The organism is Pseudomonas sp. S31 (assembly GCF_016648105.1).
In the GTDB taxonomy this organism is placed as follows: Bacteria; Pseudomonadota; Gammaproteobacteria; order Pseudomonadales; family Pseudomonadaceae; genus Aquipseudomonas.
In genome coordinates this window covers 1-20,106 of sequence record NZ_JACVVE010000042.1, presented here as the reverse complement: position 1 = coordinate 20,106, position 20,106 = coordinate 1, and the positions used below count along the sequence as shown (strand labels likewise).

Genomic DNA, 20,106 nt, shown 5'->3' with positions numbered 1-20,106 from the left:
GACCAGCGCCGCTCTCCAAACCCAAGCGCGTTGAATCGCAACAGACGCCCCGTGCCGAACAGTCGGTGCGGCGGGCGAACACACCCTTGAAAAAATGATGAGGTATCGAAATGAGGAATGTCGTGATCGCAGGCGTCGGCATGACGTCGTTCGGCAAGTTTCTGCAGCGCAACTTGAAATCACTGTCCGAAGAAGCCGTCCGGCTGGCGCTGGACGATGCCGGCGTGACGCCCGGGCAGGTCGAGCAGGTGTATTTTGGCAATGCTGCTGCGGGTGTGGTCACCGGGCAGGAGATGATTCGGGCGCAATCGTCGCTGCGCAACACCGGCCTTGATGGCAAGCCCATGTTCAACATCGAGAATGCTTGTGCGTCCAGCAGCACTGCGCTGCACCTGGCCTGGCTGTCGGTGGCCAGCGGGCAGGCGGAGACGGCACTGGTGGTGGGTGCCGAGAAGCTCAGCCATGAAGACAAGGCGGTCTCGTTCGGGGCATTCGCCAAGGCGGTCGACCTGGAAGAGCCACTGCCTGACGGCTATGTGGCAGGCAATGGCTCGCTGTTCATGGATATTTACGCGGCAAAAACGCGCAAGTGGATGGCGGAAACTGGCGCCCAGCCTGAGGATTTCGCCCGGGTGGTGGTGAAAAGCCGGCTGGCCGGATCGTTGAATGCCTCTGCGCAGTTCCGGCAACCGACCACCGTTGGCGAGGTACTCGAGAGCCGCATGGTCAGTGACCCGCTGACCTTGTTCATGTGCTCGTCTATCGGGGACGGTGCCGCCGCCTTGTTCATCTGCTCCGAGGCTTTCGCCGCGCGTCTGGATGTACCCAAGGTGCTGATCCGGGCCTCGGCGGTGGTTTCGGCGAAGGCGACGGGAGCCGTTGAGCCGGTAGCCGTGACGGCTTCACGCAAGGCTTACGAACAGGCGGGCGTCGGGCCTCAGGATCTGCATGTCGTGGAACTGCATGACGCATCGGCTCCGGCCGAGTTGATCCACTACGAAAACCTCGGGTTGTGCGAGTCCGGTGGCGGGGCTATCGGCTTGATACGTTCGGGCGATACCGATATTGGCGGGCGTATCTCTGTGAACCCGAGTGGCGGGCTGTTGAGTCGTGGCCATCCCATCGGCGCGACCGGGGCGGCGCAAATCGTCGAGCTGACGACGCAGTTGCGTGGGCGTGCCGGCAAGCGTCAACGTCCAGGTGCCCGGGTCGCTCTGGCGGAAAACAATGGTGGGCAGTTGGCGGGCGACTCCGCTGTTGCTGTCGTGACCATCCTGTCGGTCTGAACGAGGTGCGCACAATGGACGGTAGAGTGATGGTGGTCACCGGCGGCGCTAGCGGTATCGGCTTGGGCATCGCCGAGGCGAGCCTGGCGGTGGGCTATCGGGTGGCGGTATGGGACGTCAACGAGGCCGCGCTTGCCGACTTGGCGAGTCGACTGGATGCAGGCCCTGAGCGCTTGATCGACCAGGTTGTCGATGTGACCAGCGCGCAGAGCGTCGAGGCCGCTGCGCAGCAGGTGAGCCGCCAGTGGAAGAGCCCTGATGTGCTGGTCAACAACGCCGGGATCGCCCGTGATAAACGCTTCACCAAAATGACCGAGGCGGATTGGGATTTCGTCATCGACGTCAATCTGAAATCGCAGTTTCTCTGCGCCAAGGCACTCGTTCCTGGCATGGTCGAACAAGGCCAGGGACGCATCGTCAACATTTCTTCGCGAGCCTGGCTTGGCGGTTTCGGCCAGGCCAATTACTCCTCGGCCAAGGGCGGTGTGGTCAGCCTCACGCGTTCTCTGGCGATAGAGCTGGCAAGGGATGGCATCACGGCCAATGCCGTTGCGCCTGGCATCGTCGCGACACCGCTGTTCGAGACGTTCCGTGACGATGTCAAGGAGAAGCTGCGCGCCAGTGTGCCAGTGGGGCGTATCGGCGAGGCCGACGACGTGGCAAGTGCAGTGCTGTTCTTCGCCAGTGAAGCGTCGTCCTACATCACCGGCCAGACCCTGTATGTCTGTGGTGGCCGTTCCCTGTCCAGTCCCAGTGTCTGAGGAGTTCTCATGGCAATAAATACACGTCGACAAGGGGCGGTGGCGATCATCGAACTCGACGCTCCCGAGTCCCTCAATGCCTTGACCATCGACGACCTGAGGGCGCTGCGCCAGGTGTTGAGCGATTGTCAGAATGACGATCAGGTACGGGTAATGATCATCACCGGTGCCGGAGACAAAGCGTTTTGTACCGGCGCCAACCTGAAGGCGACATTTCCGCCCCAGGACGGGTTCGCCAAGAGCATGCTGCTCGGGCGCAACTGCGAGGCTGAGCAGGGCGGGTATACCCGGCTCATCGACCTGAGCGATCTGGATATCTGGAAGCCGCTGATTGCCGTGATCAATGGCTACTGCCTGGGCGGGGGGCTTGAGCTGGCATTGCAGTGCGATTTGCGCCTGGCGAGCCGTTCGGCCTCATTCGCACTGCCGGAAGTGAAAGTCGCCAGTGTGCCGGCTGTGGGCGGCGTGCAGTATTTGCTCCGCGCCGTCGCCTCAGCTCACGCCATGAAACTTGCCCTGACGGGCGTTCGTATTGACGCCCAGGAGGCGCTGAGTATTGGCCTGATCAGTGATCTTCATGAGCCCGAAGCGTTGTTCGAGGAGGCTCTGAAGCTGGCCGAGCAGATCGAAGCCAATGGGCCTTTGGCCGTACAGATGGTGAAAAAACTCGCGTTGGAGACCGCCCATCTCGCGCCCCGTGACTTCGTTACTCAGTCGAACCTCGCATGGGGGTTGCTAAGGGATAGCGCTGACCGCCTGGAAGGACGCCAGGCTTTCGCTGAAAAGCGTCAGGCCGTCTATCGGGGGGCATGATGGGCTCCGTTGCTCAGGGCCGCCAAAGCGGCCCGGCAAACCACCAGGTGGGCGTGCGCCCCAGCCGGTTCTGCACAATGCGTGAACACGCGGTCCGGCTGTTCGCGTACAAGGGCTACAACGCGGTGAGCATGCGCGAGTTGGCCGCTTGTCTTGGGCTGAGCGCAGGCTCGCTGTACAACCATATCGAGAGCAAGGAAGCGCTGCTGTTCGAGTTCATCGAAGAGTTGTACGAAGTGCTGCGCGTTGGCGCTGAACATCGCCCCGGCTCATCACCTCCAAGGTCTCGGCTCAACGTTCTGGTCGAGCGCCACCTGGCTTTGCACGACACCATGGCTGCTCACTTCCAGTTGGCCGAAAACGATATGCGCCAACTGAGTGACGTGTACCGCATGAAAGCCGAGCAGGCCCGGCATGACTACGCCGCGTTGCTGGCACGCCATTGCATGATCGACGTGGTTTCGGCACTCAGCCTGGTGGCATTGCTCAACAATGCACCGAACTGGTTGTTTGGCCTGTCGCCTTCGCCAGGGCAGAGAGTGGAACTTGCGTGTTGCGTTCTGCGCGGCTTGTTTCGCGTTGCTTAGAACCTGTTCCAAGTCTTTTGTGCTGCGTAACGGAACTGGTGGGCTGAAGCCCACCAGTTCGTAGGATGGGGCGAGGAGCGAAGCGACGATACCCATCAAGCGATGGTGCGGACTCCTCGATGGGTATTACTTCGCTCAAGGCTACGTGCCCCGCGCCATCCTACAAGGGCGTGCCGCTCCGTCGCTTGGCGAAGGTCGGTTCATCGATCGAGCTGGTCGGCCCAGTCGGCGATGGCATCCGCGACTTGCAAGGGTTTTTCTGCCGGCAGGGCATGGCTGCTGTTCGGCACGACCCTGACTGTGACGCGAGCGCCGAACTGCTCTTTCATCTCCAGCCTGGAGGCTTCGGGCCTGAACGGGTCCGTGTCTGCTTGCAGGTCCAGGATCGGTGCCGAGCCTCCAGCCCACCAGTGATCCTGCGCGGTGCGTTTCTCCGCGGCGAGCTGGCTTCGCGCTACGGCAGGATGCCAACCTTCCAGCCAGGGCTGTGGATCGTTGCCGACCGCGAAGAAGGCAACCCGCAGGCTGGCAATTTTCTGGTCGCGGTGGGCTGCCGGGTCGTTGATGGTGGCGATCTCGTTCAGCAATTCGCGAGGCCATTGCTTCGATCCGGCGGCGATCAATACCGTGCCGCGCACCAACTCGGGATGGTCCGTCGCGAGTGTTCTGGCCACCCATTGTCCGTAGGCGTGCCCGGCGACGATAGCCGGGCTGCCTTGTGCCGTGATGACGCTGGCGTAGTCGTTCGCCAGGTCATGCAGCGAGATGTTTTCCATCGGCCCGGACGAACGCCCGATACCTCGCGGCTCGGGAAGGGCTACAAGGTAGCCGCGTTCGACCAGTCGTTTGGCCAATGTGTCGAACTCCGCAGTGCCTCTCCCCAGCGATGCGATCAATACAACCAGCGGCCCGCTGCCCTGCACCGAGTAGGCAATGTTTGTCGTGGCATGGGAGGCAATCAATTCCTGCGCTGCCATGGAAGAATTCATGGCAACTGCCAGGGCGAGGCATGCCGTAGCCTGGTATGGATGGCGCATGTCGTTTCACTCCGTAGACGAAGAAAAGGCGTTTCAGCGAAGGGGCAGGGTGTAGCTCAGGATCAGGCGGTTCTCGTCGATGTCGCCAACACTGGTATCCGAGCGCACCATGGCGTTTCTCCAGCGCAAGCCGAGCCCTTTGAGGCTTCCGCTCTGGATGACATAGCTCAGGTCGATATCGCGTTCCCATTCCTTGCCGTTCTGTCCTGCGACCTGATAACCGTCGCCCCTCACATAGCGGGTGAAGAACGTTAGGCCGGGAACGCCGAATGTGCTGAAGTCGAGGTCGTAGCGAACCTGCCAGGAGCGCTCATCGGCACGGGTGAACTCAAGGATCTGGATCGCGTTCGCCGTGTTGGGATCGGTGTCTTGCAGATACGGAAACGCTGAACGCCCGTGATTGTCTTGATAGCCGATCTTCAATCCATGCCCGGAATGTGAGACCGACAAGAGCCCGCTCACGAGTCGGTTATCGATGTTGCCAGCACGCTGTGAGCCGAGTTCGGATGAGTCGAAGTAACCGAGGTTGGCGGCGAGGCGCCAGTCGCCCGCGCTGTGATTCACTTGCAGGCCAATGAAGTCCTGTCGATAGACGTCCCGCAACTCGGCACGCCAGGCTGATGCGGTTATAGCCTTCGTCGCCTGATAATCGAGGCCCAGATAACGGAAGCGGTCACTCGAAACACCGTAGTTCGCAGCGATGAAATCATCGTGGTTACCGCTGGAGTTCCTGTAGTTGACGCTGTTGAACTGACCTGCGTCGACGGTCAGGTTGGTGATGTCCTTGCTGAGCAGGGTCATGCCATTGAACAGCGGCGGCAGCAGACGTGCATCGCTCGACAGCAGCACTGGCGACTTCGGTATGAAACCACCGACCTTCAATTCGGTTTTCGACAGCTTGGCTTTGAACACGCCCGAAAGATCACTGAACTGGTCCGGCCCTGAGTTACCGAACGTACTTGGCAGCAAGCCAGTACCGCCACGGGCATCGGATGAGTCCAGCTTGATGCCGAGAGCAGCGTAAAGATCCAGGCCGAATCCAACTGTGCCTTGGGTATAGCCGGAGACGGCCTTGAACATGAGGCCTTGTGCCCATTCTTCGCGTTTCGACTGAACCGCCGCGGATTGGCGGAAGTCACGGCTGAAGTAGAAGTTGCGAGCGGTCAGCGAAACGTCGCTGTCGTCGATGAAGTCGGCGTGCAGTGGGCCGCAGAATGCCAGCGCCAGGGCTGGCGCGAAGAGCGTCTTGTGCATGTGAGTACCTGTTCGTATTGTTTTTGTTATCGAAGCAGGCTGGATACTGGGACTGTCTCGGCGCGACGGGTATTGGCTTCTGCTTAATGCCGGTTAAGCAGAGGCTCAGGAGTCGCTATCGCACCTCGGGGCTGTTACGGCACGGCACCAAGATTTTCCTGCCTGGCGATCGTCAGGAACGACTGCAGGATGGCTGACGCATCGTCCTGCCTGTAGATGCAGCTGAGGTCGACCCGGCCATTGCCGGGTACATCACTCAGCGGTCGATAGACCACGCCAGGCAGACTCAGGACAGTGGCTGATTCGGGCACCAGGCAGATGCCGAAATTACTCGCGACCAAGGCGATACCCGTCACCGTGTCGCCCACTTCCTGGACCACTTCCGGGGTGAATCCGGCCTGCTGGCACATGCTCATGACTTTGTCGACAAAGCTGGGGCGTGGCCCGCTGGGGAAAAGGATCAGCGGATGCTCGGCGATGGCGGGGAAGGCGATGATGTCCTGGCTAGCCAGCGGGTTGTTCTCATGCACGGCGACCAGCAATCGCTCGCTGGCGATGCGCTCGCAGACGATGTCGGTGTTAGGGCTGATGATGCGATTGAAGCCCAGGTCGATCCGGTGCTGGCGCAGGGCTTCGATCTGCTCCTCCTTGTTCATGTTGTGCAGCACCACTTTCACATCCGGGTAGGCATTGCGAAACGCCAGCAGCAGGCGGGGAATGGTGTAGAGAATCGCCGAGCCGAAAATGCCGATGTCCAGACGCCCGAGCAAGCCCTGGCCGGCGCGCTGGGTGCGTTCGGTCGCCTGCTCGACCAGGGCTCGGATATTGCGCGCGTCATCCAGCAGCAACTCGCCTGGCCGGGTCAGTTCCATGCCCCGTGGTGTGCGGATGAACAACTGCACGCCAAGGTCTTCCTCCAGTTGCTGGATCTGCCGGGTCAGGGGCGGTTGGGAGATATGCAAACGCGCGGCGGCGCGACCGATGTTGCGTTCTTCGGCGACGGCGATGAAGTAGCGCAGGTGACGCAAATCCATGGTTGTCTCCAGCTCTGTCGATACCAGGCAGGTAATGCTCGTATGCCCGCAGGCTAGCCGAGGGTATGCCGGCACGGCAATAGCCCGGCCTTCGATACCGAATGGGTATCGGGTGAAGGGTCTTATGGTATTGGACGGTAATCCTCGCGGCTCATAACGTTGCTGTCAGTTCTCCTCTCACTCAGCCGCAAGGCGGGCGGGAGCGAAATATACAAAAACAAGAATGATTTCGAGGAGAAGGGCATGTGCAACCAAACCTGTGCGCCTGCGACAGGGGTGACCCTGCTATCGGCTGTTGGAGTGGTCGTTGGTTTGTCGTTGAGTAGTGCGGCACCGGCGATGCCGATCGATACCGGCAACCCGGATCTGAGTCTGTCCTGGGATAACACCTTCAAGTACAGCGCGGCATGGCGCGTACGCGGGGCGGATGGCGCTGTCGCTGACGATTCCTCCGGCGTCCAGGCCAACACCAACGACGGTGATCTGAATTTCGACAAGGGGCTGATTTCCAACCGCCTCGATCTGCTCTCCGAACTGGACCTGCGCTACCAGCGCCGCTACGGCCTGCGCCTGAGCGGGGCGGCCTGGTACGACGACGTCTACAACAAGTCCAATGACAACCCGGGCGGCCTTGGCGGTGCGCTGGTCAACTCGACCTCGGTGCGTTACGACGAGTTCACTCGCGATACCGAGAAGCTTCACGGTCGCAAGGCCGAGTTGCTCGACGCGTTCATCTATGGCGGTTTCGATGTCTCGGACATGAGCCTCAACCTCAAGGCCGGGCGTTTCACCCAGCTCTACGGCGAAAGCCTATTCTTCGGCAGCAACGGTATCGCGGCGGCACAAACCTCCCTGGACCTGATCAAGGCGCTCTCGGTGCCCAACTCGCAGTTCAAGGAGATCCTGCGCCCGGTCGGGCAGATTTCCGCCCAGTTGCAGATCAACCCGGACGTTTCCATCGGTGCCTACTACCAGCTTGAATGGCGCAAGAGCCGCTTGCCTGCCGCGGGCAGCTACTTCAGCTTCGCCGACTTCATTGATGACGGTGGCGAAAGCCTGATTCTCGGCCCAGGTGCGGTGGTCTATCGCGACCGTGATATCGAAGCGCGCGACTCCGGGCAGGGTGGGCTGCAGGTCAAGTTCACCCTGGGCGATACCGAGTACGGCATTTACGCGGCGCAGTACCACGACAAGATGCCGCAGTTCTACGTGTACCCGGATACCGGCCGCTACGAGCAGGTTTACGGCGAGAACATTCGTACCCTTGGCGCGAGTTTCAGCACCCTGCTTGGCGAGACCAACGTGGCGGGCGAAGTCTCGGTGCGTGACAACATGCCGCTGGTTGCATCGGGCAATACCGTGCTGCTCTCGGGGCTGGCCGGTGCTGACAACGACAAGCATGCCGCCTACCCGGTGGGGCGCACCCTGCACCTGAATCTTTCGGCGATCAGCGTGTTCGCTGCCAGTCCGGTGTATGACGGTGCTTCTCTGGTTGCGGAGTTCGCCTTCAACCGACGTCTGAGAGTCACCGATAACCGCGACCAGCTCGATCCGTCGGCGACCCGCGATGCCAGCGCGCTGCAATTCATCTTCACCCCGGAATACTTCCAGGTCATGCCGGGGCTCGACCTGCAAGTGCCGATTGGCGTGAGCTATGGCCTCAGCGGGCGTTCTTCGGTCAACGGCGCGCTGTTCCCGGCGGAGCACGGCGGCAACATCAGCCTTGGCCTCAAGGGCGAGTACCAGAAGGCCTGGCAACTCGGTCTCAACTACACGCACTACTACGGCCCCGCCGGCTCGGTGATCAAGTACGACACCGCTGTGCCCGAGCTTTCCTACGACAACTTCCATGGCGACCGGGACTTTATCTCGGTGTCGATCCAGCGCACTTTCTGAGCGCCCGCAGAGGAACATGACCATGCACAAGAACACTCTCCTGTGGGGCGCCATGGCGGCCCTGATGCTGGGTACACCACTGGTTCAGGCGGCCGTCGACGCGAGCAAGGCGGCCGAGCTGGGCAAGAGCCTGATGCCGCTCGGTGGCGAAATGGCCGGCAATGCCGACGGCAGTATTCCGCCGTGGAGCGGGGCGAAAGGGGTAGAAGCTTCCGCCGACAAAGTGGGCGATATTCCGACCAAGGTATTCGCCAGCGAGCAATCGTCGTTCGAGATCACCGCGCAGAATGCCGGGCAGTATGCCAATCACCTGTCCGATGGCGCTCAGGCGCTGTTGAAGAAATACCCGGACAGTTTCCGCATGCGCGTTTACCCAACCCACCGCACTGCCGCTGCACCGCAGTACGTGTATGAAAATACGGCGCGCAACGCGGCCAATTGCAAACTGGATGAGGGCGGCAAGTCGCTGTCCGGCTGCTACGGCGGTATCCCTTTCCCGATTCCGCAGAACGGCACCGAGGCGATCTGGAACCACTTGTTGCGGGTGGAGAACGAGGCGACCGAGATCCGCAACTTCAAGAACATCATCCTCACCGCCGACGGCACTCGCACACTGGCGACCATGAACGACCAGGCCAATCAATATCCCTACTACTACAAGGATGGTTCGGCCGAGAAGTGGAGCGGCGAATACTTCCTGCAGCGTTTCAGTACCACCGCACCACCGTTCAAGGCCGGTGAATCGCTGGTGTTCCGCGACAGCATCGAACTGAGCAAGGCGCGTCAGGCCTGGCAGTATCTGGTTGGCCAGCGCCGCGTGCGCCGTGCTCCGACCGTGGCCTACGACACGCCGGATTTCGTCGCCTCCGGGGCCAATTATTTCGATGAAGTGATGGGGCTGATGGGGCATGTCGATCGTTTCGACTGGAAGCTGGTCGGCAAGCGTGAACTGTACGTGCCGTACAACAACAACGAACTGGTTACCGTGTCGCTGGATGAGGCTTATGCCAAACATCACCTGAACCCGGACAAGCTGCGCTGGGAGTTGCACCGAGTCTGGGAAGTCGAGGCAACGGTAGCCAGTGGCAAGCGTCATGCCGTGGCCAAGCGTCGTTATTACCTGGACGAAGACTCCTGGCTGGTGCTGTTGATGGATGGCTACGACCGCGAGGGTACCTTGTGGCGCACGACCATGGTCACGCCGTTCGTGCTTCCTGACGTGCCGATGCTCGGTCTCAAACCGGCCCACGTTTTCAACCTGCAGGCCGACACCATGAGCAGCTCGCAATCGCTAAACGAGGCGACCTATCGGGTCGTGCCGCGCAAATCGGAAACCTATTTCACCGGCGATGCAGTGGCTGCCGAAGGGGTGCGCTGAGCCGCGTTGCCTGACTGGATGCCGCGTCCATCGGGCGCGGCGCGAGGGAGATGAAGCATGACTGCCTTTGTTCTGCGTGCGGCGCTGATTGCCGCAGTGTTTCTGCCGGGCATGACGACCGTCGCTCATGCCGCTGGTGTACCTGACCTGCTCGAATTGCCAGCCCAGGCCGACGTCAGGGCCAGCCGCAGCCAGATGCTTGGCCTGGCCCGCGCCGGGGAGAGGCTGGTGGCGGTGGGGGAGCGTGGCCTGGTGTTGCTGTCCGACGACGCTGGGCGCAGTTGGCGGCAGGCCCGTGAGGTGCCTGTCAGCGTTGCCTTGACCGACGTGACATTTGTCAACGCAACCGATGGCTGGGCCGTGGGTCACAGCGGGGTGATCCTGCACAGCACCGACGGCGGTGAGCGCTGGAGCGTGCAGATGGATGGCCGGCAGGCCGCCCAGCGCATGCTGGAACAGGCAAGTGAACGCAAGGCCGCTGGACAGGAGAATGCCGAGGCAGAGGTGCGTGCCGCCGAATATCTGGTGCAGGACGGCCCGGACAAACCCTTTCTCAGCGTGGCCTTCGCCGACAGTCGTCGGGGCTATGCCGTGGGCGCCTATGGCGTGGCGATGATGACCCAGGATGCAGGCAAGACCTGGCACTCACTGCTGGGCGCGATTGCTAATCCCAGCGGCAAGCATCTCTACCAGGTGCGGGTGAGTGGCCAGCGCCTGCTGATTGCAGGCGAACAGGGCGCGCTGTTTCTTTCGCGCGATGGCGGTAGCCGTTTCACCACGCTCGACTCTCCCTACGAGGGCACCTTCTTCGGCGCCCTCGACCTGGGCCATGGCGTGTTGCTCGCCTACGGCTTGCGTGGCAATGCCTGGCGTAGCGAAGACGAGGGGCAGAGCTGGATACACCTGGATATGAGGCCTAAAGCCAGTCTTGGCGTCGCTCAACGGCTGTCCGATGGCAGCTTGCTGCTGGGCAATGAAGGTGGCCGCTTGATGCAGGGCCGGGCCAGTGGGCAGGCCTTCGTCGAACTGCCGCAGGCGGTCGAAGGGGCGTTGACCGGCATTGCCGAGAACCCCGATGGCAGCCTGGTGCTTGCCGGCACCCAAGGCCTGCAACGCCTCGACAACCTACGCGATGGAGGTCACCCATGAGTCATGTTCACTCACCAGGCAGCGAGCAGGTGATTGCGCACCTGGAGGATTTCGACCGCCAGTCTGGCACTCTGGCCGAGCGACTGTTGTTCAATCATCGCTTGCCGATCGTCTTGGTTTGCCTGCTGGTCAGCCTGTTACTGGGTTATCAGGCGCTGGGTCTGCAGCTCAACGCCGCCTACGAGAAGATGATCCCCGGCAGCCATCCCTACATCGTCAACTACCTGGAAAACCGCAAGCAGATAGCCGGCATGGGCAACACCCTGCGCATCGCGGTGGAGGCGAAGCAGGGCAGCATCATCGATGCGCAGTACCTGGAGGCGTTGCGCAATTTGAATGACGAGCTGTTCCTGTTGCCTGGCGTGGATCGTCCGTACATGAAGTCGCTATGGGCGCCGGCGGTACGCTGGACCGGGGTGACCGAAGAGGGGCTCGACGGTGGGCCGGTGATCCCGGACGACTACGATGGCTCGCGCGACATCCTGCAACAGGTACGGCTGAACGTCGAACGCTCGGGCGAGATCGGCCAATTGGTCGCGTCCAACTTCAAGTCGAGCATCATCCTCCTACCTCTGCAGGAACGTGGCACACGTATCGATTACCACGCCTTGTCGCAGCACCTGGAAGCACTGCGTGACAAGTACCAGAACGAGAACATCGCCATTCACATCACCGGTTTCGCCAAGGTGGTCGGTGATCTCATCGATGGTCTGCGCCAGGTGTTGCTGTTCTTCGCCGCGGCCATCGTCATCTGCACGCTGGTACTCTACTGGTACACCCGCTGCTTGCGCAGCACGTTACTGGTCGTGCTCTGCTCACTGGTCGCCGTGGTGTGGTTGCTCGGCCTGCTGCCGAGTTTGGGCTACGAGCTCGACCCTTACTCGGTGCTGGTGCCGTTCCTGGTGTTCGCCATCGGCATGAGCCATGGCGCGCAAAAGATGAACGGAATCATGCAGGACATCGGTCGCGGCACTCATCGTCTGGTGGCGGCGCGCTACACCTTTCGCCGTCTGTTTCTTGCCGGGCTCACCGCATTGCTCGCCGACGCGGTGGGTTTTGCAGTGCTGATGGTGATCGACATCCAGGTCATCCAGGACCTGGCGGTGACCGCCAGCATCGGCGTGGCGGTGCTGATCTTCACAAACCTGGTGCTGCTGCCGATCCTGCTGTCCTACACCGGCGTCAGCCCGCAGGCTGCGCAACGCAGCCTCAAGGCCGAACGTGACGAGCAGGACAAACACCCGCTCTGGGCTTTTCTCGACCTGTTCACGCGGCGCCGCTGGGCCAGCCTGGCAGTACTCGCCGGGGCACTGATGGGCGCGTTGGGCCTGGTCGTGAGCTTGCAGTTGAAGATCGGCGATACCGACCCTGGTGCGCCCGAGTTACGTGCGGACTCGCGCTACAACCTCGACAATGTCTTTATGGTGGGCAACTACGCAGCCAGTAGCGACCTGTTCATCGTCATGGTGAAAACCCCGCAGTACGCCTGTGCGCATTACTCCACATTGATGGCGGTAGATGCGCTGGAGCGCGAGCTACGCCAGTTGCCAGGCGTGGAAATCACAAGCTCGCTGGCCGGACTGGCCAAGCAGGCGAGCGTCGGTATGAATGAAGGCAGCCCGAAATGGTACGAAGTGCCGCGCTCGCAGGAGATGCTCAACGCCATCATCACCCGCGCGCCGCGCGAGATGTTCAACCAGAACTGCGACCTGCTCACCCTCTATGCCTACCTCAAGGACCACAAGGCCGACACCCTGAGCAGCGTGGTCGAAACGGTCGAGCGTTTCGCGGCGAAGCATGGCAGCGATGAGGTGCGCTTCCTCAACGCTGCTGGCAATGCCGGGATCGAGGCCGCAACCAATATCGTGGTGAAGAAGGCTAATGTGCAGATGTTGTTGCTGGTGTATGCCGCCGTCACCCTGCTGGCGTTCATCACCTTCCGCTCATGGCGCGCAGTGGTGTGTGCGGTATTGCCGCTGATGATCACCTCGGTGCTGTGCGAGGCGCTGATGGTGTGGCTGAACATCGGCGTCAAGGTCGCTACGCTGCCAGTGATTGCCCTTGGCGTGGGGATCGGTGTCGACTATGCGCTGTACGTGATGACCGTGACCCTGGCCCGGTTGCGCCAGGGCATGAGCCTGTCGCAGGCCTACTATCAGGCGCTGATCTTCACCGGCAAGGTGGTGGTACTGACCGGGGTGACCCTGGGCATTGCCGTGGCAACCTGGTTCTGGTCGCCGATCAAGTTCCAGGCCGACATGGGTATCCTGCTGGCCTTCATGTTCGTCTGGAACATGCTCGGTGCGTTGATCCTGCTGCCGGCCCTGGCCTACTTCCTGCTGCCGCCGGCACGCCTGGCGGAGCAGCCCGGCAGTCATGCGGTCGAGCTGTCGAAGGCGGCTTGAATGCCGGTTATTTATGCGTCTGCGCTTCCCTCCGGGTCGCCGGAGGGGTAGCGTATGGCCTGCGCCAACTGCGCATTCCTGAAGAGAATAAAGACAACAGACCACCATCCCAGGACTGGCCTTCAAAGGATCGTGGATGGACGGGACAGGAAAGGTAGCCATGCCCAACCAAGCCATCGCCGAGCGCTTCAACCTCCGTTCACGCCTTCGTTTCAATATCGATACCGGCCAGATCTGGCTCGACGAAAGCCGCATGCTGTTGCTGCATGCCAAGGCCTTCGGGGCCATGCGTAAGGAAATGATCGACACCCTTGGCCAGCAGCGTGCCAAGGGACTGCTGTTTCGCATGGGCTTCGCCGCTGGTCAGCAGGACGCTGAACTGGCCCGCAAGCTGATCGGCGAGGGTGACAATTTCGACGTGTTCCAGGTCGGCCCGGAACTGCATGCCTTCGAGGGCCTGGTGCGCTCGGTGATGCGCGAGGCGCAGATCGACTGGGAAGAGGGCACGTTCTTCGGCGAAGTCGAATGCCATAACAGTTGGGAGGCCGAATCGCACCGGCAGCATTTCGGCATCAGCGAAGAGCCGGTGTGCTGGGCCTTGACCGGTTATGCCTCGGGCTACACCACCGGCTTTTTCAAACGCCTGATCATCTTTCGTGAGAGCCAGTGTGCCTGCCAGGGCGATGGTCACTGCCATCTGGTCGGCAAGACTGCCGAGGCCTGGGGCGATGACGCCCACCTTGAATACCTGCCACCTCAGGACGACACTCCGCTCAAGGCCTTGCGCGAGGAGCTGCAGCAGTTGCGTGGCAGCCAGCCGCTGCGCCCGACCGGGCGACTGATAGGCTGTTCACCGGCATTCCTGCGTACCTTCGACCTGCTGAGCCGGGCGGCCGGCAGTACCATCACGGTATTGCTGCAAGGCGAGACCGGGGTCGGCAAGGAAGCATTCGCCCAGTGGCTGCACGAAAACAGCGACCGTGCCGACAAGCCCTTTATCGCGGTCAATTGTGCTGCGATCCCCAATGATCTGATCGAGTCCGAGCTGTTCGGCGTGCAGAAGGGCGCCTTCACCGGCGCAGCCCAGTCACGCCCCGGACGTTTCGAGCGGGCCGACGGCGGCACGCTGTTTCTCGACGAATTGGGAGAGCTGTCGCCGTCGGCTCAGGTGAAGTTGCTGCGGGTATTGCAGACCGGCGAAATCGAACGCCTGGGCGACGACCATACCCGTAAGGTCAACGTGCGGCTGGTGGCGGCGACCAACGTCAACCTGCAGCAGGCAATTGCCGACGGCGCTTTTCGTGCCGACCTCTATTACCGCCTGGCGACCTACCCGGTGCAGATCCCGCCGCTGCGCGAGCGTCGACCGGACATTCCGGTGCTGGTCGACGCGCTGCTGGCCAAGTATGCCCCGGTCTATCAGAAATCCCTGCCGGGCCTGAGCGAGCGCGCCCAGCAGGCGCTGCAGGATTACCACTGGCCAGGCAACGTGCGGGAGCTGGAGAACATCATCGAGCGTGCCGTGCTGTTGGCCGAGTCTGGTGCACCGATCGGGGTCGAGCACCTGTTCCATGGCGAACCGCCGGTAGCGCCAGGGGCACCGGTCAAGCCGGATGGCCGTGTCGGCAACCTCGGCGATGCCCGCCATGAACAACTCTGCGAAAACCTGCTGGGCGAAGGCTTCGATCTGCAGGCCCACGAGCACCGCCTGCTGGAACTGGCCGTGCGCCGCGCCCAGGGTAACCTGACCCACGCCGCACGCCTGCTCGGCATCACCCGCCGGCAACTGGCCTATCGCTTGAAGCAGTACGCAGAGAGCCCTTGTGCCGATAGTGTGTGACTGATTGAAAAACGCCGAAGGCTGAACGCCCGACGAAAGAGCAGCCGCTATATGGCGGTCGTTGAGTCTCACGTGTTTTTTCTGCTGTTGGCTTTTTCGATTCGGCCGTTCAGGTCAACGCATCATGAACGAACCTGAAGTGCACCTAGGTTCGTTTTCGGCTGCTTTCCCTTCGTGATCGCTATCGCGCCTGACTTTCCAAAGCCCTGCGTCAGAGGCTCTTATATGAGCCCGCTCAGCACGACTCCCTGCCTGAGCCTGAACACTTTTCCTACTGCTCGCTCAACGCTGTTGGATCGTGTCTGCTCAGTAGCCTTACGTTTTTGTAAGGCAAGCCGCTCAGGTGGACAAATCCGTCAGGCTGGCGCCCGGAAATTTCTTCTCTATTTATTATTTATCCATATAAAACAATGGCTTGATCAGTGTGGCACGCCCTCTGCTATGTGACAGGTACACCGCATGACGGCCCAGCGCCGGCATGTCTATTCACCACGCCAACAAAGGAGACAACAAATGGCGATGACAGGTGTTCTGCGGCCGGGGCATGCCCAGTTGCGTGTGCTCAACCTCGAAGACGGGGTTCGTCACTACCGCGACATCATGGGGCTTACCGAGATGACACGTGACGCCCAGGGGCGGGTCTATCTTAAGTGCCGAGAGGAAGTTGACCATCACAGCATCATCTTGCGCGAAGCCGATTCTGCCGGGCTCGACTTCATCGGTTTCAAGGTGCTTGACGAGGCTACGCTCGAACGCCTGGAGCGTGACCTGCAAGCTTATGGTGTGGAGACCAGCCGGCTGCCTGCCGGTGAGATGCTGGAAACCGGCACGCGGGTGCGCTTCAAGGTGCCGTCGGGACATCAGTTCGAGCTCTATGCGCAGAAGACCCAGGTCGGTAACGGTTGCGGCACGTTGAACCCGACGCCGTGGAACCCGGCGGCGACTCACGGGATGGCGCCTTTGCGTTTCGACCACGCGCTGTTGTACGGGCCGAACCTCGCCGAGGTGCACAAGCTGTTCGTCGAGGTACTCGGCTTCAACCTGGTGGAGCGCGTGCTCAACCCTGAAGGCACCGCCAACCTCATCGTATTCCTCAGTTGCTCGATCAAATCCCATGACATCGCCTTCGCCGAGTATCCGGAGCCGGGCAAGCTGCACCATTGCTCGTTCCTCATGGAAAGCTGGGAAGACGTGTTGCGCGCTGGCGACATCATGTCCATGCACAAGGTGCCGGTGGACATCGGTCCGACCCGTCACGGCGTCACCCGTGGGCGCACCATCTATGCCTGGGACCCGTCGGGCAATCGCTTCGAGACCTTCAAGGAAGACCGCCAGCCCTATCCGGATCAGGAACCGCTGACCTGGAGCTTCGAAGCACTGGGCGAGGGCGGCGGGCTGGATTACATCCAGCGCAAGCTGCACGAAACCTTCCTAACCGTACTGACCTGAGGGGCCGGCCATGGAACACGTCGATGCTCCTCTGGAGCTGATTCCTGCGCAGCTCGATACACGCCAGCGCTTCGTGCGCGTCACCGGCAGCCGTGGTGGCCAGTTCGTCGAGTTCGACTTCGCCCTTGGCGAGCCGGAAATTTTCGTCGAGCTGATTCTCACCCCGGAGGCTTTCGCTGACTTCTGCGCCGTGCATCAGGCGCAAGTGCTGCCGCCGCGTGAAGCAGATGACGCGCCGCAGGCGCCTAGCGATTGGGACTGGCGCCTGACAGACGCCACTCAGACCCGTTTCAGACAGTGAATCGATGCGTCTGCGCCAGCTCGCGGACGCCAGGAGACGCATATGCAGATCGATCTTCGCACGGTCAGTATCCAGCCGCAGCGCCAGGCATACGACCACCTCGTGCAGCGTTTCGGCGATAAGCCGGCATCGCGCTATCAGGAAGGCAGTTATGACATTCAGGCCACCGAGAACCTGCACTACCGCCCAACCTGGGCACCGGACAAGGAACTCTACGATGCGTCGTTGACGCGCATCGTCATGGCCGACTGGTACGCCCTCAAGGACCCGCGCCAGTTCTACTACAGCACCTATACCCTGGCCCGTGCCCGCCAGCAGGACAGCGTCGAGGCCAACTTCGAGTTCGTCGAGTCACGCGGTCTGCTCGGCCTGCTCGATCCACAACTCAAGCAACTGGCCCTTGACCTGCTGGTGCCGTTGCGTCACGCCGCCTGGGGCGCCAACCAGAATAACGCGTTGGTCTGCGGCTACGGCTTCGGTGCGATCTTCACCCAGCCCTGCATGTACCACGCGATGGACAACCTGGGGATCGCCCAATACCTGTCGCGCTTTGGCTTGCTACTGGGTGGCGTCGAGGCGCTGGACGCCGGCAAGCGGGCCTGGCAGTCGGCGCAGCTCTGGCAGCCGTTGCGTCGCTACGTCGAAGACACCCTGGTGATTCGCGACCCCTTCGAGCTGTACGTGGCGCAGAACCTAGCGCTCGATGGGCTGCTCTATCCGCTGATCTACGAGCGCGCGGTGGACGACGAACTGGCTGGTCGCGGCGCGTCGGCGGTGGCCATGCTGACCTGTTTCATGAGCGATTGGGCGCAGGAAACCCGCAAGTGGATCGATGCTGTGCTCAAGGTCGCCGCTGCCGAGTCCGAGGCCAACGCGACCCTGCTCGGGCAATGGTCGCGGCACTGGAGCGACAGGGCCGCTGCCGCGTTGCTGCCGGTGATCGAGCAGGTCTACGGGCGCAATGCCGACGAGGTGGTCGGCGAACAGCTGGCGGTGCTGAATGCCCGCCTGGGAAAAATCGGCATCCGTCCGTGAGGAGTTGAAGCATGTCGACCGTATTCATCGCCTTGCAGGCGAACGAAGAAACCCGTCCGGTGATCGAGGCGATCGCCCAGGACAACCCCCAGGCCGTGGTCTGGCGTGAGCCGGCGATGGTCAAGATCGATGCCCCCGGCCGTTTGCAGGTGCACCGCAGCACCATCGAAGAGCTGATTGGCCGCGATTACGACCTGCAGGAATTGCAGATCAACCTGATCACCCTGTCCGGCAACGTCGATGAAGACGAGGACACCCTGACCCTGACCTGGGACAGCTGAGCGAGGAGCCGACCATGGATATGAAAACAGACAAGAAACTCGGCATGAAAGAACGCTATCGGTTGCTGACCCGCGACCTGGCCTGGGAGCTGTCGTACCACAACACCGACGAGGTCTATCCCTACGTGCACTACGAAGGGATCACCATCACCGACTGGGACAAGTGGGAAGACCCGTTCCGCCTGACCATGGATTCGTACTGGAAGTACCAGGCCGAGAAGGAGCGCAAGTTCTACGCGATCATCGACGCCCATGCGCAGAACAACGGCCACCTGAAGATCACTGACGCGCGTTACCTGTCGGCGCTGAAGATTTTTCTGCAGGCCATCAGCCCAGGCGAGTATGCCGCGAGCAAGGGCTTCGCCCGGCTCGGCCGCGAGTTCCCTGGCGTCGGCACCCAGGTGGCGTGCCAGATGCAGGCTATCGATGAGATCCGCCATGCGCAGACGCAGATCCATGCGCTGTCCGATTACAACAAGTACTACAACGGCTTCCACGCTTTCGCGCTGCAACGTGATCGCATCTGGTACACCTCGGTGGCGCGTTCGTTCTTCGACGACTCGATGGCCGCCGGACCGTTCGAGTTCATGATTGCCATCGGCTTTTCTTTCGAATACGTGCTGACCAACCTGCTGTTCGTGCCGTTCATGTCTGGCGCGGCGTACAACGGTGACATGGCCACGGTGACCTTCGGCTTCTCGGCGCAGTCGGATGAGGCCCGGCACATGACCTTGGGGCTGGAGTGCATCAAATTCATGCTCGAGCAGTCACCGGACAATCTGCCCATCGTCCAGGGCTGGATCGACAAGTGGTTCTGGCGCGGTTTTCGTGTGCTGGGCTTGGTCAGCACGATGATGGACTACATGCTGCCCAAGCGCGTGATGTCCTGGCGTGAGGCCTGGAACATCTACGGGGTGGAGAACGGTACCGCGCTGTTCCGCGACCTGGCCCGTTATGGCATCCGCCCGCCGGCGGGTTGGGACGATGCCGAGAAGGCCATCGACCACATGTCCCATCAGCTCATGCTCGGCTTGTATCAGTGGAGTTTCGGCACCGCCTTCCATAGCTGGATTCCCTCGGACGAGGACATGCAGTGGCTGGCACGCAAGTACCCGGACACCTTCGACCGCTACTACCGGCCGCGCTGGGACCATATCCGCAAGCTGGCCGACGCCGGCACGCCATTCCAGAACTTCGGCCTGGCCAAGCTGTGCCAGTGCTGCCAATTACCGACGGTATTCACCGAGCCGGATGACCCGGGGCTGACCTGTCATCGCGAGAGCGTTTATCAGGGCGAGCGTTATCACTTCTGCTCGGATCACTGCCAAAACATCTTCCTCAACGAGCCGGAGAAATATATCCAGGCCTGGCTGCCGATGCCGCAATTGTTCCAGGAGCCCAACCAGGGCGATCTGCAGGCCTGGATGGACTGGGTGTTCCTGCGTGCCGGTAAGGACAACGGTGATTACCGGGGCTCGGAAGACCAGCGCAACTTCGATGCCTGGCGAGCGATGGCCATGTCCAACGCCTGAATGCGCGCGCCCCCGGGGGGGGGGCGGGCGGCGGGGGGGGGGGGGGGGGGGGGCGGGGGGGGGGGCGG

At 61.6% G+C, this 20,106-nt stretch carries 17 protein-coding genes; 14 read left to right on the top strand and 3 right to left on the bottom strand.

The features are described from left to right. Nucleotides 1-122 precede the first annotated feature (122 nt). The 4 genes from IAE37_RS23720 (at nt 123) to IAE37_RS23705 (ending at nt 3,447) form a co-directional block, all read left to right on the top strand. The gene (locus IAE37_RS23720; protein ID WP_328822771.1) at nt 123-1,286 is read left to right on the top strand and encodes a thiolase family protein; all 1,164 of its coding nucleotides are present in this window, start codon (nt 123-125) and stop codon (nt 1,284-1,286) included. A 14-nt stretch (nt 1,287-1,300) separates the two neighbouring features. After that, nucleotides 1,301-2,047, top strand: coding sequence for an SDR family oxidoreductase (locus IAE37_RS23715; RefSeq protein WP_201177489.1), 747 nt, complete (start codon nt 1,301-1,303; stop codon nt 2,045-2,047). 9 nt (nt 2,048-2,056) lie between these two features. Beyond that, a complete protein-coding gene (locus IAE37_RS23710; protein ID WP_201177486.1) occupies nt 2,057-2,860 on the top strand; it encodes an enoyl-CoA hydratase/isomerase family protein in 804 nt (267 codons plus the stop codon). A 77-nt stretch (nt 2,861-2,937) separates the two neighbouring features. Next, on the top strand, nt 2,938-3,447 hold the full coding sequence (locus IAE37_RS23705; protein WP_236410127.1) for a TetR/AcrR family transcriptional regulator: 510 nt from the start codon (nt 2,938-2,940) through the stop codon (nt 3,445-3,447). 200 nt (nt 3,448-3,647) lie between these two features. Here IAE37_RS23705 and IAE37_RS23700 read toward each other — a convergent pair whose 3' ends face one another. From IAE37_RS23700 to IAE37_RS23690, 3 genes are all read right to left on the bottom strand, one after another. Continuing rightward, nucleotides 3,648-4,424: an alpha/beta fold hydrolase gene (locus IAE37_RS23700; protein WP_201177483.1), complete on the bottom strand. Its 777-nt coding sequence runs from the start codon at nt 4,422-4,424 to the stop codon at nt 3,648-3,650. A gap of 93 nt (nt 4,425-4,517) precedes the next feature. After that, nucleotides 4,518-5,738 (bottom strand): OprD family porin, encoded by a 1,221-nt coding sequence (locus IAE37_RS23695; protein WP_201177481.1) that lies wholly within the window; start codon nt 5,736-5,738, stop codon nt 4,518-4,520. Between the two features lie 134 nt (nt 5,739-5,872). Beyond that, nucleotides 5,873-6,772, bottom strand: a complete 900-nt coding sequence (locus IAE37_RS23690; RefSeq protein WP_201177479.1) for a LysR substrate-binding domain-containing protein — start codon at nt 6,770-6,772, stop codon at nt 5,873-5,875. A 243-nt stretch (nt 6,773-7,015) separates the two neighbouring features. On the opposite strand from IAE37_RS23690, the gene IAE37_RS23685 reads away from it, so the two are divergent. The 10 genes from IAE37_RS23685 to IAE37_RS23640 all read left to right on the top strand — a co-directional run bounded on the left by IAE37_RS23685 (nt 7,016) and on the right by IAE37_RS23640 (nt 20,038). Then, nucleotides 7,016-8,668, top strand: a complete 1,653-nt coding sequence (locus IAE37_RS23685; protein WP_201177477.1) for a DUF1302 domain-containing protein — start codon at nt 7,016-7,018, stop codon at nt 8,666-8,668. Nucleotides 8,669-8,690: 22 nt separating this feature from the next. Next, complete coding sequence (locus IAE37_RS23680) at nt 8,691-10,046, top strand: DUF1329 domain-containing protein (RefSeq protein ID WP_201177475.1); 1,356 nt, start codon at nt 8,691-8,693, stop codon at nt 10,044-10,046. 57 nt (nt 10,047-10,103) lie between these two features. After that, nucleotides 10,104-11,195, top strand: a complete 1,092-nt coding sequence (locus tag IAE37_RS23675; protein ID WP_201177473.1) for a WD40/YVTN/BNR-like repeat-containing protein — start codon at nt 10,104-10,106, stop codon at nt 11,193-11,195. Further along, complete coding sequence (locus tag IAE37_RS23670) at nt 11,192-13,600, top strand: efflux RND transporter permease subunit (RefSeq protein WP_201177471.1); 2,409 nt, start codon at nt 11,192-11,194, stop codon at nt 13,598-13,600. The genes IAE37_RS23675 and IAE37_RS23670 overlap by 4 nt, the downstream gene beginning before the upstream one ends. Nucleotides 13,601-13,760: 160 nt before the next feature. Then, entirely contained in the window at nt 13,761-15,440 is a 1,680-nt protein-coding gene (locus IAE37_RS23665) for a sigma-54-dependent Fis family transcriptional regulator (protein ID WP_201177469.1), read from the top strand. A 513-nt stretch (nt 15,441-15,953) separates the two neighbouring features. Continuing rightward, complete coding sequence (locus IAE37_RS23660) at nt 15,954-16,889, top strand: catechol 2,3-dioxygenase (protein WP_201177459.1); 936 nt, start codon at nt 15,954-15,956, stop codon at nt 16,887-16,889. A gap of 10 nt (nt 16,890-16,899) precedes the next feature. Next, a complete protein-coding gene (locus IAE37_RS23655) occupies nt 16,900-17,190 on the top strand; it encodes a phenol hydroxylase subunit (protein ID WP_201177458.1) in 291 nt (96 codons plus the stop codon). Nucleotides 17,191-17,232: 42 nt separating this feature from the next. Continuing rightward, the gene (locus IAE37_RS23650) at nt 17,233-18,225 is read left to right on the top strand and encodes an aromatic/alkene monooxygenase hydroxylase subunit beta (RefSeq protein ID WP_201177456.1); all 993 of its coding nucleotides are present in this window, start codon (nt 17,233-17,235) and stop codon (nt 18,223-18,225) included. A gap of 11 nt (nt 18,226-18,236) precedes the next feature. Next, a complete protein-coding gene (locus IAE37_RS23645; protein WP_201177454.1) occupies nt 18,237-18,506 on the top strand; it encodes an MmoB/DmpM family protein in 270 nt (89 codons plus the stop codon). A gap of 14 nt (nt 18,507-18,520) precedes the next feature. Further along, nucleotides 18,521-20,038: a YHS domain-containing protein gene (locus IAE37_RS23640; protein WP_201177453.1), complete on the top strand. Its 1,518-nt coding sequence runs from the start codon at nt 18,521-18,523 to the stop codon at nt 20,036-20,038. Nucleotides 20,039-20,106 lie beyond the last annotated feature (68 nt).